This window comes from Solwaraspora sp. WMMA2080 (assembly GCF_027497395.1).
In the GTDB taxonomy this organism is placed as follows: domain Bacteria; phylum Actinomycetota; class Actinomycetes; order Mycobacteriales; family Micromonosporaceae; genus Micromonospora_E.
The window spans coordinates 938284-951951 of record NZ_CP114910.1 but is presented as its reverse complement, the minus strand read 5'-3'; the positions used below and the strand labels follow the sequence as shown (position 1 = coordinate 951951).

At 71.3% G+C, this 13668-nt stretch carries 11 protein-coding genes; 8 read left to right on the top strand and 3 right to left on the bottom strand.

The features are described from left to right. Positions 1 to 5: 5 nt before the first annotated feature. The 3 genes from O7543_RS04130 to O7543_RS04120 all read left to right on the top strand — a co-directional run bounded on the left by O7543_RS04130 (position 6) and on the right by O7543_RS04120 (position 2966). Positions 6 to 1109 (top strand): adenosine deaminase, encoded by a 1104-nt coding sequence (locus O7543_RS04130; RefSeq protein ID WP_281555090.1) that lies wholly within the window; start codon positions 6 to 8, stop codon positions 1107 to 1109. Next, the gene (locus O7543_RS04125) at positions 1099 to 1794 is read left to right on the top strand and encodes a hypothetical protein (protein ID WP_281555091.1); all 696 of its coding nucleotides are present in this window, start codon (positions 1099 to 1101) and stop codon (positions 1792 to 1794) included. Before O7543_RS04130 ends, O7543_RS04125 begins: the two co-directional genes overlap by 11 nt. Positions 1795 to 1910: 116 nt before the next feature. After that, a complete protein-coding gene (locus tag O7543_RS04120; protein ID WP_281555092.1) occupies positions 1911 to 2966 on the top strand; it encodes a hypothetical protein in 1056 nt (351 codons plus the stop codon). A 19-nt stretch (positions 2967 to 2985) separates the two neighbouring features. On the opposite strand, the gene O7543_RS04115 is transcribed toward O7543_RS04120, so the two are convergent. From O7543_RS04115 to O7543_RS04105, 3 genes are read right to left on the bottom strand one after another with little or no spacing between them, the layout of a single operon-like run. Beyond that, positions 2986 to 4077: a glycosyltransferase gene (locus O7543_RS04115; protein ID WP_281555093.1), complete on the bottom strand. Its 1092-nt coding sequence runs from the start codon at positions 4075 to 4077 to the stop codon at positions 2986 to 2988. Between the two features lie 45 nt (positions 4078 to 4122). Further along, a complete protein-coding gene (locus tag O7543_RS04110) occupies positions 4123 to 5565 on the bottom strand; it encodes a sugar transferase (RefSeq protein ID WP_281555094.1) in 1443 nt (480 codons plus the stop codon). Positions 5566 to 5621: 56 nt separating this feature from the next. Continuing rightward, on the bottom strand, positions 5622 to 6728 hold the full coding sequence (locus O7543_RS04105) for an LCP family protein (protein WP_281555095.1): 1107 nt from the start codon (positions 6726 to 6728) through the stop codon (positions 5622 to 5624). A 283-nt stretch (positions 6729 to 7011) separates the two neighbouring features. Here O7543_RS04105 and O7543_RS04100 point away from each other — a divergent pair, with 283 nt between their 5' ends. The 5 genes from O7543_RS04100 (at position 7012) to O7543_RS04080 (ending at position 13600) form a co-directional block, all read left to right on the top strand. Continuing rightward, complete coding sequence (locus O7543_RS04100; protein WP_281555594.1) at positions 7012 to 9702, top strand: hypothetical protein; 2691 nt, start codon at positions 7012 to 7014, stop codon at positions 9700 to 9702. Between the two features lie 55 nt (positions 9703 to 9757). Beyond that, complete coding sequence (locus tag O7543_RS04095; protein ID WP_281555096.1) at positions 9758 to 10315, top strand: SigE family RNA polymerase sigma factor; 558 nt, start codon at positions 9758 to 9760, stop codon at positions 10313 to 10315. Continuing rightward, on the top strand, positions 10308 to 11480 hold the full coding sequence (locus O7543_RS04090; RefSeq protein WP_281555097.1) for a hypothetical protein: 1173 nt from the start codon (positions 10308 to 10310) through the stop codon (positions 11478 to 11480). Before O7543_RS04095 ends, O7543_RS04090 begins: the two co-directional genes overlap by 8 nt. Before the next feature lie 111 nt (positions 11481 to 11591). Continuing rightward, positions 11592 to 11897, top strand: coding sequence for a hypothetical protein (locus O7543_RS04085; RefSeq protein ID WP_281555098.1), 306 nt, complete (start codon positions 11592 to 11594; stop codon positions 11895 to 11897). Between the two features lie 14 nt (positions 11898 to 11911). Then, on the top strand, positions 11912 to 13600 hold the full coding sequence (locus O7543_RS04080) for an amidase (RefSeq protein ID WP_281555099.1): 1689 nt from the start codon (positions 11912 to 11914) through the stop codon (positions 13598 to 13600). Positions 13601 to 13668: the final 68 nt, after the last annotated feature.

Below are 13668 nucleotides of genomic sequence, written 5' to 3'. Positions count from 1 at the left end.
AGATCATGGTGGCTGTTTCGTTGGCGGAGATTGTTCGGGCGCCGAAGGTGTTGCTGCATGACCATCTGGATGGTGGGTTGCGGCCGGCGACGGTGGTGGAGTTGGCGGACGAGGTGGGTCATGTGCTGCCGGTGACGGATCCGTCGGAGTTGGGTCGGTGGTTCGTGTCGGCGGCTGATTCGGGGTCGTTGGAGCGGTATCTGGAGACGTTCGCGCACACGGTGGCGGTGATGCAGACGGAGGCGGGGTTGTTCCGGGTGGCGGCGGAGTGTGCGGTGGATCTGGCGGCGGACGGGGTGGTGTACGCGGAGGTGCGGTTCGCGCCGGAGCAGCATCTGTCGCGGGGGTTGGGGTTGGGTCAGGTGGTGGAGGCGGTGTTGGCGGGGTTCGCGGCGGGGTGTGCGGAGGCGGCGGAGGCGGGTCGGGTGATCCGGGTGGGGACGTTGTTGACGGCGATGCGGCATGCGGCGCGGTCGCAGGAGATCGCGGAGTTGGCGGTGCGGTACCGGGATGTGGGGGTGGTGGGGTTCGACATCGCGGGTGCGGAGGCGGGTTTTCCGCCGACGCGGCATTTGGACGCGTTCGAGTTTTTGCAGCGGGAGAATTTTCATTTCACGATTCATGCGGGTGAGGCGTTCGGGTTGCCGTCGATCTGGCAGGCGATTCAGTGGTGTGGTGCGGATCGGTTGGGGCATGGGGTGCGGATCGTGGATGACATCGAGGTGGGTGGGGGTGGGGTGCGGTTGGGGCGGTTGGCGTCGTATGTGCGGGACAAGCGGATTCCGTTGGAGTTGTGTCCGTCGTCGAATGTGCAGACGGGTGCGGTGGGTTCGATTGGTGAGCATCCGGTGGGGTTGTTGCGTGATCTGCGGTTCCGGGTGACGGTGAACACGGACAACCGGTTGATGAGTGGGACGTCGATGTCGCGGGAGATGTGGTTGTTGGTGGAGGCGTTCGGGTGGGGGTGGTCGGAGTTGCGGTGGTTGACGGTGAACGCGATGAAGAGTGCGTTCATCCCGTTCGACGAGCGGCTGGCGGTCATCGACGACGTCATCAAGCCCGCGTACCGGTCCCTCGTCGAGGTCGAGGTGGCCGACCGTGTCGGTTGACGCCCAACCCCGCAGATGCGGCGGTGCGACCGCCGGCCGGTGGGGTGCCATCCCGCACCGCAGGCTGCTCGACGCGGTCGCCGCAGCGGTCCCGGCCGACCGGCTGCCCAGAGTGGAGACCGCCACCGTGACCCATCTGCTGCGGCCGGTGCCCTGGCAGCGGCGCTCCGGCCTGGTCAGTCTGGTCAGCACCGCCTACCCGGCGCTCGCCCACCGGATCGCCACCGTGGTCGACGGCGAGTTCCCCTGGGTGCGGATCGCCACCACCGCCCGGATGAGCGGACGCGACGACCGGGACCGGTTCGACGTACTCGTCCCCAGCGGCCGGGCCGACGAGGTGCTCAGCTGGCTCGCGCGGCTGTGGCAGACGGCGGCTGAGCAGGTCGGCCCGCACGCCCGGCCGGATCTGCGTACGCCGGCCGCCCGGACGATGTGGCGGGCGGCGCTGCTGGTCGCCAACGGCTCCCGCCGCCGCAGCCAGGTCCGGGTGCGGGTGCCGGATCCGGCTGCGTTGACCGCGCTGGCCCAGGCGGGTGACGCGCTCGGCCTGGCCGTGCACCAGCATGTGCGGCGGGGCAACTCCTACTTCGTCACGGTGGACGATCCGGCCCAGTCGGTCCAGTTGCTCCGGATCGTCGGCGCCGGGCCGCACGCCGAGGCATGGGTACGCGACACCGCTGCCTGACCGGTTGACCACGCGGACCGGTCCGCAGAGCCTCCGGACCGCGTTGCTCACTCATAGCAGTCATGTAGTCACCCCGAGTCGCTATGATCCCGGCAAAGCGCAGGGCGGGAGGCCGAATGCAACCGGTAGATCCGTACCAGCTCGTCGAGATGCTGGGATCATGTCCGGCGGGCAGCGTCTGGTCGGCTGTGGAACCCCACGGCGAGCAGATCACCGTGGCGATACTCGACGCCGACGCGGCCGCCGACGAACGGTGGCGGGAGGCCTTCTCCTCGGCCGCCGAGGCGCTGGCCGACCCGACGGCGGGAGCGCCGACCTTCCGCTACGCGAACTTCACCGCCCGGATCCCCTGGGTCACCTGCGGTGCCGGGCCCGGTGAAGGGGCAGAGCGGGTCTTCCTCACCCTCGGCCAGGACTATCGACCGGCTTACCCTCCGGTGCCCCGGTTCGCCGTGTCCGGACCACCGCGCCGACGCGTTCCGCGCCCGCTGCTGGCCGGGGCGGCGGTCGTGGCGGTCCTGCTCGCCGGCGCCGCCGCCGTCATCCGGTGGCCGGACCGTTCCGACGACTCCCTACCGGTGGCCGGGCCGAGCGCAACGCCGAGCCGGGCGGGCGCCACCCCGCCGCCGGCCACCCCGGACCAGCCCGGGCTGGAGCCACCGGCGCCGAGCTCCTGGCGGACCGACTGGCCCCGGTTCACCCCGGAGGACACGGTCCGCACCTACACCGACCTGGCCGACGTTGGTCTGGTCCTCAAGGTGCCGTGGAGCTGGGACTGCTCTCCCGTCCCGGACGACCGGGACCCACAGACCCGCCGGCTGCGGTGCGGCGGCACGTTCGGCGATCAGCAGCAGGACGAGGTCGGTGGCGAGGTCGTGGTCCGACCCTGTCCACAGCGGTGCACCCCGCATCGGCAGGCGACAATGCGTCAGGCCGAGGAGGCATGGAGTCAGCGATGGCTGCAGGCAGGCATCGCGACCGCGTACGCCGAGATCAGCACCCTGCAGATCGACGGTGAGCGGCGGCACGGGCTGGTGATGGTCGCCTACTGGCGCGGTGGGCAGGACGGGTCGATCGACCGGCAGTTGGTGCTACGGATGACCGGCCCGGCCGACGGGGCCAGCCCGCTGCGCATGATCGCGAACTATCTCCGCACTTCACTGCTGCTGTAGTCGGCTGACGGCGGTGCCGTCAACCACACTCGGCTTCGATCCAGTCGGCGAGTTTCGCGGCGAACTCAGCCGCCGCGAACGACTTGGCATGTGCCTCGATACCGGCGGTGTCGAGCTGGTCGAGCCGACGCAGCAGTGGGACGTAGTCGTCGGCCCGGGTCGAGTCGACGAGGTGTCCGGTAGCACCGTCGACGACGGTCTCCAGCAGCCCGCCACGACGCAGCCCGAGGACCGGCGTACCGCAGGCCTGGGCCTCGACCGGGATGATGCCGAAGTCCTCGTGTACCGGGAAGAGCAGCGCCCGGGCGCCCCGGTAGAGCTGCCGCAGCCGGGCCCGGTCCGGACGTACCTCGAAGGTCACTTCGGCGCCGACCAGATCGGCGTGCCGGCGCAGATAGGCCTCCTGAGGCCCGGAGCCGGCAATGACCACCGGCATCCGGGCGGCCGCGGCGATCGAGATGATCAGATCGAAGTTCTTGTACGGGATCCAGCGCCCCACCCCGAGCAGGTAGTCGCGTTGCGCGACGGGGTCGTCCGGCTGTGCCGTGGCGAAGTAGTCGACGTCGACCGGCGGATGGATGACCACCGCGTCGCGGTGCCAGAACCGCCGGATCCTGTCCCGCACCTCACGGGAGTTCGCGGCGTAGCTGGCCACGTGCCGGCTCAGCCGCACGTCCACGGTCTGCAGGACGCGCCGGGGCAGGGCGAGCAACCGGCCGGAGCCGCGGCCGTCGTGGTCGGGACTCCACACGTAGCGGGCCGGCGAATGGACGTAGCTCAGATGCCGGGTCCGCCCCGGCACACCGAGCCGTACGGTGTGCGCGAAGGCGTGGCTGGACGACAGAACCACGTCGAAGTGCTCCCGGCTGAGGGTCCGCCACACCAGCGGCATCAGCGGCAGGGCGAGGGTCTTGCTGCGGCGCAGCGGTGTCCGGGCCAGCCAGGATTCCCGCAGGCCCTGGTCGGTCACCCCGGGGTCGGACCACAACACGAACCGTTGGGCGTGCGGGACGAGGTCGGCGATCCGCCGGAACACCTGCTCCGACCCGCCGGTTTCGCCGAACCACTCATGGACGAGGGCGACCGAACGGCCGGCAAGTGGTGTCGTCAACTCGGCGAGCTCCCCTCGTGGGCGTCGGTGCGCCGGTCGGCTGGATCAGCGCCCGCGACCACGGAGCACCTCGGCGACGGTACGCAGCACCACCTTGATGTCCAGCCACAGTGACCAGTGCTCGATGTAGAAGTTGTCGAACCGGGCCCGGTCGGAGATCGGTGTGTCTCCCCGCAGGCCACTGACCTGGGCCAGCCCGGTGAGGCCCACCGGGACCCGGTGACGCATCGCGTAGCCGGGCAGCTCGGCGGAGAACTTCGCCACGAAGTACGGACGTTCCGGCCGGGGACCGACCACGGTCATGTCGCCGCGCAGAATGTTCCACAGCTGTGGCAGCTCGTCGAGCGACGTACGTCGCATGAACCGTCCGATCAGGCTGACCCGGCGGTCGTCGGCGATCGACCAGGTGGTCCGGGCCTCCTGGTCGGTTCCGGGGCGCAGCGACCGGTACTTGATCACGTTGAAGGTCCGGCCGTGCTGGCCGATGCGCTCCTGCCGGAAGAAGATCCCCCGGCCGCCGTCGATGAAGGTCGCCACTGCGCACAGGGCGAGCACCGGGCTGAGCAGGACCAGCGCCACCGAGGCGAGTGCCACGTCGGAGGCCCGTTTGACCATCCAGCGCGGACCGGACAGCGCGATGTGCCGTACGTGGACCAGCGGGATCGCGCCGATGTGGTCGGGTTGCCGACCGTACGATCCCGACCCCCACAGTCTGGCCACCGCCCAGAGGTCCTGGCTGGCGCACTCGGGTCGGCGCAGCAAATCCATCAGCCCGGCTTCGGGGCAGTCCGGATCGGCGATGATGAGCACCTCGGACTCGACCATGTCGATCAGCCGGCCGAGGTCGTCGAAGGTCCCGACCAGCGGCAACGACGCGCCGTCGGTCTGCCGGGTGACCGAGTCCACGCAGCCGGCGAACCGCAGGCCGTAGCTGGGGTAGCGGCGCATCAGCCGGGCCAGCTCGGCCGCGACCGGACCGCTGCCCAGGATCAGGGCGTTGTGTTCGACCCAGCGGCGACGGCGGGCGAACACCACCACCGCCCGGGTGACCGAGCGTCCGATGATCAGCAGCACGGCCGACACGGCGATCCCCCGCATCAGGTCGGCCACGTACTCCACCGAGTCGTGCCGCAACCCGGCGATTATCGCGACGGTGCCGGACGCGGTGAGCAGGCGTCCGCACAGTGTCGGCAGTTCGTCGAGGAAGCTGACATGGCGTCTGGCCCGGTAGAGCCCGCTGAACGCGAAGACTGCGATGGTCAACGCCGCCATGAACAGGGTGCCACGCCAGTAACGGTCGGAGATCAGCAGCGGAGCGAGCAACGCGGCGAGGTCCACCGGCGCGGCGATCATCCAGGCCCGTAGCGGCCGAGTGCGGCTCGATGCCCGCGAACCAGCGTACGGCAGGACCGCGGTGGCGCCAGCCGACGGGTCCGGCCCCTCGTCCGGCCGTGGCCGGGGCACCAGCGGCAGCAACGGGGCTTCCACGACTTGGCCATGCCTTCCCGGTTCGATGGCTCGGGGCTGGTGGTCGGTACCGGAGGTCACTGCGCCGCGGCGAGAATCTCGTCGACCGCGTCGCGACGGACCGCGTCGTAGAAGGAGTCGGCCGCCTCGGTGTCGGCGAACACCACGCTCTCGTCACCGACCCGCCCGGTGCCCTCGGTCGGGCTGGTGACAAAGGTGAGGTCGTCGCCGCGCAGGTGTCGCAGATCCATGCCGAAGTCGATCAGGGACAACGTCTCGTCGACCGCCACCGCGTCGGCGGTGGCCCGGACGAACGAGTTCAGCGTGGCCGGGCTGGACAGCACCCCACCGGATGCCGCCTTCTCCAGGATGGCCTTGATGACCTGCTGCTGGTGGCGGATCCGGGCGAAGTCACCATCGGCGAAGGCGTACCGCTCGCGGGCGTAGTCGAGGGCCGCCGCGCCGTCCATCGTCTGAGGGCCGGCGGCGAACGACCGTCGGTTGTCAGGGTTGAGGGAATGGTTGGAGGTGAACGCCTCCTCGACGTCGATCTCGACCCCGCCGAGCGCGTCGACGATCTCCCGGAATCCGGCGAAGTCCACCAGGGCGACGTTGTCCACCCGCACTCCGGTGAACTCCTCGACGGTCTGCACCATTAGTGGAATACCACCCCAGGCGTACGCGGCGTTGATCTTCGCTTCCCGTCCACCGCGTGTTCCTTCCTGGTTTTCCGGCACGAAGACCCAGGTGTCCCGGGGAATGGAGATCAACTGGGCACTCTGCCGGTCCGCCGCGATGTGCGCCAGGATGATCGTGTCGCTGCGGGAGCCCGACGTGCTCTGCGGGTCCCGGGTATCGCTGCCGAGGATGAGAATGTTCGTGGCGGTGGTCACCTTTTCCGGCCGGAACTCCTCCGGCACGTCCACGAACGCCTCCACCCGCTCGATCCCGGACTCGATCGACCGCAGGTAGAGCCCACCGGCGAGCAGCCCACCGCCACCGAGTAGCGCCAGGACCACGAGCACCGTCAGAACGACCCGCAACCCGCGGCGACGGCGACGCGGTGGCGCGGCGGCGGAGTCCACTACCGATCCGGGATCCTGCGTCCCCGGCCGCACCCCGTCGGCCACCCCGCCCAGTTCCTGGGCGGCCGTCGGGTCCGCGAGCTGTTCTCGACGTGACATGTCAGTGATAGTACTGGCGGAGATTTCCGGATGATGTCCGCCCGGGACAGTCGAAGATCCACCTTAATCATCCACGCCGGTCTTATCCGCATTCACCTTCCTACCGGGCGCGGCCCGGGACAGCGGATCATCGTTCCTAACTGGCCGGCGGACCTGACAGATTCCCGTCAGACCGCCGGGCATTCTGCCCTAATCGTCCGGTCCGCAGAATCGGCGGGTGGCAGCCTGACCGACACTGGATGGACCGTCCGCTTAACTGCAGGATCGGAGTGCCGAGGTGACCATGGAGGCCGGTGCTGACCGGGCACGTGACCGGCTCGTCTCCCGGGGCGTGGCCGAGTTGCTGACCCTCGTCGGCCGGCTGCTGCGCCGGCCCCGGCGCGGCGAGCACGACCTGCCGGTCGTCGTGGCCGTTGGCGCCGCCGGGTCCGAGGTGCACGCCGGGGTGCTGCGCCGGCTGCGCCGGCCGGCCCGCCGTCGGGTGCCGCACGTCGACGTCGACGCCGCCGAATTCCCCGACGCAGCCGGGATCCGCCCGATACTCGACGCGATGCACCACCAGCTCGCTCTCGACGCGTTCGGCGGTGAGCCGTTCACCTTCCGCCACTATCCGCTGGCCCGTTGGCTGATGGACCAGCGGCTGGCCGACGTCGAGGTCTCCGAACGCCGGGCCCGGCTCACCCAGATGCTGCGCGACTGGCGCCGCCGGCCCGCCACCGAGAACCTGAGCGGCGCCTCGGACGCCGAGACCATGTTCGCCACCGCGTACCGGCTGCTGCTCTGGCTGGTCCTGCGGGCGGTCCCGGACGTGGTCTTCCGGGCCGCGTTGTCCGGGCGGCTACCGGTGATCGGCGGCCGGTACCGCTGGTTCATGCGCCAGCAGTACCTCGCGCCACGACAGAGCGGCACCTTCGTCGGCTTCGCCGAACGACTCACCACCGACCTGCGTACCGGGGAACAGCCCGGGCAGGTGCGCAAGCTGCTGGTGCACGCCTTCCTGGAGGACCTGCGCGCCGGACACCTGCGCCGCGTCTGGTCACCGAACGGCTGGCAGCGCACCGCCTACCCGGTGCTGCTGCTGCGCGACGTCGCCCCGGACAACGCCGGGCACGCCCTGCTGCGGCTGGTCAACGATGTCCGCAACGAGACCGGCCGGTGGGACCCCCTGCTGATCCTGGCCACCGCGGCCGAAGGCTACACACCGGTACCCGGTGCCGCGACCCCGATCCGGCTGACCGAGGTGGACATCGGACTCGACGAGTGGCGCGAGGCCCTGCCGGAGCAGCGGCGGCTGCGCCGCGCCGACGCGTGGATGCTGCCGCTGGCGGCGACCGCCGACCCCGACGACCGGTACGGACACCCGACCGCCACCGATCTGGCACCGCCCGCGCCACCGTGGTGGGCCCGGCGTACCGTCGCCGCCGCCGTGGTCCTGGCCCTGCTCGCCGGTGGGCTGTTCTGGGCCGGCGGGCGGTGGGGTCCCGGTTGTCTGCCGCACCCGGGGCAGGGCGAGATCTCGCTGCGACTGATCGACGGGGAGTGCATCGGCTACAGCGACAATCCGGCGTACGTGTTCAACCACGACCCGGGCCAGGAGGCGCTGCGCGGGGTACAGGAACGCATTTTCCGGCAGAACGAGGAGGTCATGCAGGTCTGGCGGAGCAGCCAGCGCCGACGCCCGCTGATGACGCTGGTCTATCTGGGCATCATGACCGGCCAGCGGACCGGTCCCCGGGAGGTTTCCTACGTCTCCGAACGCGAAGAGCTGGAAGGGATGGCGGTCGCCCAGTATGCCCGGATGAAGGCGTCGGCGAGCACCGACGGCCAAGCGCTGCTGCGCATCGTGGTGGCCAACGGTGGCAAGCAGATGCGACACGCGGAGCGGACGGTGGAGCTGCTGGCCGGGCTGGCCCGCCGGGATCCGACGGTGGTCGGCGTGGTCGGCCTGGTGGAGAGCCGCACCACCACGGCACGGGCGCTGCGGCGACTCAACGAGGTGGGGCTGCCGGCGGTCGCTCCGACGCTGTCCGCCGACGGGCTGCACCGCAACTCGCGGCTGTACCTGCAGATGGTCCCGCCCAACGCCGACCAGGCCGAGCTGGTGTCGGCGTACGCCACCCGGGTGCTCGACCTGTCCGAGGCGCACATCTACTACACCACCGGCGACAACAGCCCACTCGCCGACGACCTGTACGTCAACACGCTGGTCACCGGCCTGACCGACCGGCTCGGCGAGCAGGCCACCGCGCGGCCGTTCCGGGTCGGCGACTCGCTCGGTCACGAATGCGGCTACCCCGGTTTGCTCTTCTTCGCCGGCCGGTACTCGGAGTTCGACGAGTTCCTGGAGGCGCTACGGGGCTGCCGGAACAATCCCCCGCTGCACCTGGTGGCCGACGACTCGGTCAACCGGTACCTGGCCAATCACCAGCTGCGGGCGAACGCGCCGGGCAACCTGCCGGTGACGTACGTGTCGAAGGCCGCGTTGGCGATGTGCACCAGGCTGGTGGCCGACGCGGTCGCCGACGAGTCACGCCGCCGGTTCCTCGACCTGATCCGCCGCGACGACCTGCTCGGCGAGCGGCGGTGCGTGGACGGCTCCGGTCCGCCGGTCGGCGAACGGGTGGCGCTGGCCTACGACGCGACGATGATGCTGATCGCGGCGGTGGAGCAGCTCGCGGCCCGGCTGAACGTCGGCTCCCGGCCGTGGGACGCGCGGGCGGTCAGCCCGGTCGCGGTCTTCACCGAGGTACTGCGGCAGAATGCCGCGGCGGCGTACCCGGGGGTGACCGGGCCGACCCGGTTCTCGGCCGACACCGGCGAGCCGGTGGAGAAGCGACTGTCGCTGATGTACGTGGCCAGCGTGCCGCAGGTCGACCGGGAACCGCATGAGGTCTTCTACTGCGGCCGGGCGCAGCCGGAGGACCCGCCCGGCTGCCATCCGGCACCGGCGGCCCCGAGCGGTGACACCGGCTGACCGCCCACCGGGCGACCAATGGAACCTTCCGGACCGCCGGGGAGTCGGGCACTGCATGGGAGAATCCCCGCCGGACGCCGACGGCGGCGGCCCGGCGCGCCCTGACGACGTCATCGGCCAGGTGTACGCCGGCAGCTACCGGCGGCTCGTCGTGCAGCTGTACGCCGTCACCGGCGACCTGGGCGAGGCACAGGAGACAGTGCAGGAGGCGTTCGTCCGCGCCCTGCTCGCTCCGCACCGCTTCGCGGAGCTGGACAACCCGGAGGCGTGGCTACGCCGGGTGGCGGTCAACGTCGCCCGCAGCCGGCACCGCCGCCGGGCCGTTCTCGCCCGGCTGCTGCCCCGGCTGGCCGCCCCGGTCGACACTGAACGGTTGATCGCCGACAGCTCGGCCGAGCACGTCGCGCTGATGCGGGCGCTACGCCAACTGCCGGCTGGTCAACGACACGCGATCGCCCTGCACTACCTGGCCGACCTGCCGGTCGCCGAGGTCGCCGACGCGCTCGGCGTGACTGAAGGCACCGTCAAGTCCCGACTATCCCGGGGCCGGACGGCCCTCGCCGGCCTGCTCGTCGACACGTCGACCAGTCACACCCGGAGCAGCCATGCCTGACCTGCGGCTGACCATTTTCGACCGGGAGCGAATCAGCGAAGCGGTGATCCAGCCGGCGCTGGACCGGCTCCGGGCGCGGGCCCGACGCCGGCGGCGGACCATGATCGTCGCCGCCGCGCTCGGCCTGCTGCTGGTGGCGCTGGTCGCGCCGGGCCTGGCCGCGACGGTGGGCCGCCACCGGTCCGACAGCCCTGTGCCGTCCGGCCCGCTGCGGATCACCGTGTGGGACGACCGGACCGTGGTGGGTGTCGACGGCCCCGGCGACGACTGCCGGTTCCGGTTCACTCGCAGTGACGACGCCGGATCGACGTGGCTGCCGCTGAACGGACCGGACACCACGGCGGACTGCCTGCACGACGCGGCCAGCCACCCGGTGTCCCGGGCGGTGGCGTTCAGCCTCACCCCGGACGTCTTCCTGGTCGGCGTCGGCGTCACCGATCACGTGTCCATCGACGCCGGCCGGACCTGGCGGGACGCCACCGCGACGACCCGCACCGTCACCGCGTTCCCACCCGGAGCGCAGCCGGTCGACTGTCTGACCCCCTGCGCCGACCTGCGCCCGCCGGTCGCGGTCGACCCGGTCGACGGCACGGTGTACCGGCTGGCCGACCCGCCCACGGTCGGCGGGCGGGTGTACGTGGCCCCAGACGGGGCGATCTGGACCGCCGGGCAGGCCGGAACCGGGCCGGGCACCGTGACCGCGGTCAGCACCGACCGAGGCGCCAGCTGGCGGACCACCGCCGGACCGGCCGGCGCCCTGGTCGCCGGCCTCGCGGCCCGCGACGCCCGGCAGGCGTTCGTCCTGTTCGACCCGATCGACGCGGGCGGGACCGGCTCGTCGGCCGCCCGGCCGGTGCTGTGGCGTACCACCGACGGTGCACGCAGCTGGCAGGACCTGGCCGCCCCGCTGCCCCGGCTGGGCCAGAGCGCGCTCACCGTCGGCGACGACGGCCGGCTGCTGGTGGGCGGCATCGGCCGGCACACGGCGCCGACGTGGACCAGCGACGACGACGGCACGACCTTCACGGCCGGCACCGCCGGCCCGTACGGCGAGCTCGGTGCCCTGCCGGGGCTGCTGTGGGTCTCCGCCGGGCAGCCCGGCGCGCCCGGCTCGGTCACCGTCGACGGAATCAGCTGGCGATCCGTACCACGGCCGACCCAATGACCTGCCACCTGGCCTGAGCTGCACGGATTCATGATCACGTGACAGCTGCGTCACGGTGCCGACATCAACCGGCCGGAGATTGTGGCCACCGCTTCACCGCCAGGAGGTTCCATGGCCCCCACCCCTCCGACCGACGACGAGTTGAACACGTTCATCGTCGCCCAACTCGCCTCGCTCGGCATCGACCTCGACCAGCTGCCGGCCGGCACCACCGCCGACCCGGTCACCGGCTCTCCCGGCCGCGACTCGGTCCTCGCCTCGCTGCGGTCCTTCATGCGCAGTACGGTGCCGACCCTCGCCGCGTACCAGATGCCGACCCCGGACGCCGACGACCCGGCGACCGCCATGGCGCTGTCCCAGCAGCCCGCACCGGTCCTCTACCCGTCGATCAGCACCGAATGGCGCAAGCCCCGATGACAACAGAGGACGCCATGACAGACTCATCCACAGACGTACAACTGCCGCTCGACCGGCTCCTCGACCGCCGCGCGTTCCTGGCCCGCACCGCCGCGCTTGCCGCCACCGCCACCGTCGGCACCGTGGCGCTGCCCGGCCTGGCCGGGCTCGCCTCGGCCGCGCCGAGCGGCACCAGCGCCCCGGCCGTGAAATTCAACCCGGAGCTGGACCGGGGGGCCGCGTACAACAAACCACGCGAGTCGGCCATGTCCGACCCGACCGAATGGACCATCTCGGAAGCCGCCTGGATGATCCGGCACAACAAGATCGTGCCGGTCGAGCTGGTGCAGGCCTATCTGGACCGGATCACCGCGTACGACTCGACGTACCAGGCGTTCAACGTGGTGCTCGCGGAGGCGGCGGTCAAGGCCGCCCGGCAGTGGGCCAACCGACCGCACCGGGGGCCGTTGCACGGCATCCCGCTGGCCATCAAGGACAACTACTTCACCGAGGGCGTGCCCACCACCGCGAACTCGTACCTGTTCCAGGACTTCGTCCCACCGTACGACGCCACCTCGGTCGCCAAGCTGGTCGTGCAGGGCGGCATCGTGCTCGGCAAGACCCAGATGGGTCCGCTGGCCACCACCCGGGCGACCCTGCCCAATGGTCAGGTCACCACCGTCAACGCCTGGACGCCGACGAACCCGTCGACCAACCCGGGCGGATCGTCGACCGGCACCGCGACCGCCGTCGCCGGCCGGCTGGCGAGCTCGGGGATCGGCACCCAGACCGGTGGCTCGATCACCTCGCCGTCCAACGCCCAGAACCTCACCGGCATCAAACCGACGATGGGCCGGGTGTCGCTGGCCGGGATCGTCCCGCTCACCTACACCCGTGACCACCCCGGCCCGCTCGCCCGGGATGCCAAGGACGCGGCGATCATGCTGATGGCGATGGCCGGGCCGGACCCGGCCGACCCGCGCAGCCAGGGCCTGCCGCCGGTGCCGAACCTGATCAACGCGGCGACGCCCCGCTACGACGGCGACAACCTTCGGATGCGGTGGAAGACCCGGATCGGGGTGCTGCCTGGCTACGCCGACGGCAGCTCGGAGACGGCGGCCGCCCGCCGCGCGTTCCTCGCCGAGATGGCCGCCATCCCGGAGTGCGAGCTGGTTGAGGTGCCGTTGCCGGACGAGTGGAGCCTGCTCACCGGAGGCGCGTTCAACAACGTACGGCTGCCGGAGCGCAGCGAGCCGTTCATGCCGTACCTGCGCACCGACCTGCGTGGCTTCGGGGTGTCGGTGACCAGTTGGCTGCAGGGTGCGCTGCTGGGCGCCAACGGCTGGGTCACCGGCCAGCGCGCCAAGCTGCTGCTGCTGGACCGAATCCTGGACCAGATCTTCAGCAGCTGCGACGTGGTGGTGCAGACCAGCCCGGTGCCGTTCGACATCGTCGGGCTGCCGGAGATCGCGTTCCCGATCGGCTTCTCCGGTGGCGGGGTGCCGATCGGCACCATCCTCGGCGGGCAGCCGTACGCCGAGGACCGTCTGCTGTCGGTGGCCGCCGCGTACCAGGCGGTCACCGACTGGCACTGGCGGCGACCGGCCGACCCACCGGCGGTCGCCCCGGCACCGGCCGGGGCGGCCAGCGCCGCCCGGTCCACGGCGGCGACGCCGTCGCGGGGTCGGATGACCGCCGAGGAGGTCGCCGAGCTCACCCAGTGACCGACGCGCTTCGGCGTGGTGCGGGCCGTTCACCCGGTGGGTGGGCGGCCCGCAGTTCGCCACCCGGC

Coding starts and splice junctions, on each gene's coding strand:
- O7543_RS04130 (WP_281555090.1), top strand. CDS start 6: ATGGTGGCTGTTTCGTTGGCGGAGATTGTTCGGGCGCCGAAGGTGTTG.
- O7543_RS04120 (WP_281555092.1), top strand. CDS start 1,911: ATGCAACCGGTAGATCCGTACCAGCTCGTCGAGATGCTGGGATCATGT.
- O7543_RS04105 (WP_281555095.1), bottom strand. CDS start 6,728: ATGTCACGTCGAGAACAGCTCGCGGACCCGACGGCCGCCCAGGAACTG.
- O7543_RS04100 (WP_281555594.1), top strand. CDS start 7,012: ATGGAGGCCGGTGCTGACCGGGCACGTGACCGGCTCGTCTCCCGGGGC.
- O7543_RS04095 (WP_281555096.1), top strand. CDS start 9,758: ATGGGAGAATCCCCGCCGGACGCCGACGGCGGCGGCCCGGCGCGCCCT.
- O7543_RS04090 (WP_281555097.1), top strand. CDS start 10,308: ATGCCTGACCTGCGGCTGACCATTTTCGACCGGGAGCGAATCAGCGAA.
- O7543_RS04085 (WP_281555098.1), top strand. CDS start 11,592: ATGGCCCCCACCCCTCCGACCGACGACGAGTTGAACACGTTCATCGTC.
- O7543_RS04080 (WP_281555099.1), top strand. CDS start 11,912: ATGACAGACTCATCCACAGACGTACAACTGCCGCTCGACCGGCTCCTC.